Below are 613 nucleotides of genomic sequence, written 5' to 3'. Positions count from 1 at the left end.
ATTTTACTCACTTAGCTCGGTGTCCAAAAGTACTGGTACGGATCATTCTGAACACTACCGGAATTAAAGTTCTTCTGCCGTTACCAACGAGATGTGAACTTTTACGATAAGAAACTGATGGCTTTTGCCACCAAGCATGGCATTGATACGAAACCTTGCACCGCCTCATCTGAGTATTGAACAGCTACTACTTGCCTTGATGTGAGCAAAAAAAACAAAGCCGCGCGAGGGCGAGGCTTTGGATTTAAAGGTTTATGCCTTCAATATATTAAGCTACATGCCATTTTTCTTTTTCAAGACTTTAATCAGAACATTTAGATTTAATATGTAAAATAAAATAACTATAAAAACAGAAGCTACTTTAAACCAAGAAAATGCATATTCAAGGCTCCAGCCATAGCTATAATAAAATAGTAAAGTAATCGCCCCAACCCCCAGAACACTTGCTATGGGAATATAAAAAACATATTGGAGAATTAGTTGCTTTTTTGTCATATGTACTAACACCCTCCATTATTCTGTCAACTGGGTCATTACTATAAAACCGCCCTATAACTGAATCATAGTATCGTGCCTGCATATAACTCAAGCCTAAGTCATTATCGTACTTATA

1 protein-coding gene is annotated in these 613 nt (G+C 36.9%); it reads right to left on the bottom strand.

Going from position 1 to position 613, the window contains the following annotated elements; translation table 11 throughout:
• Nucleotides 1-273 precede the first annotated feature (273 nt).
• Nucleotides 274-495 carry a hypothetical protein gene (locus NOG12_RS01700; protein ID WP_146204074.1) on the bottom strand — a complete coding sequence of 74 codons (222 nt, stop codon included), beginning with the start codon at nt 493-495 and terminating at the stop codon, nt 274-276.
• Between the last annotated feature and the right edge of the window lie 118 nt (nt 496-613).

Origin of the sequence: Pseudidiomarina fusca, assembly GCF_032227045.1 — a bacterium.
Classification (GTDB): domain Bacteria; phylum Pseudomonadota; class Gammaproteobacteria; order Enterobacterales; family Alteromonadaceae; genus Pseudidiomarina; species Pseudidiomarina fusca.
This window is presented reverse-complemented; position numbering and strand designations above follow the sequence as displayed.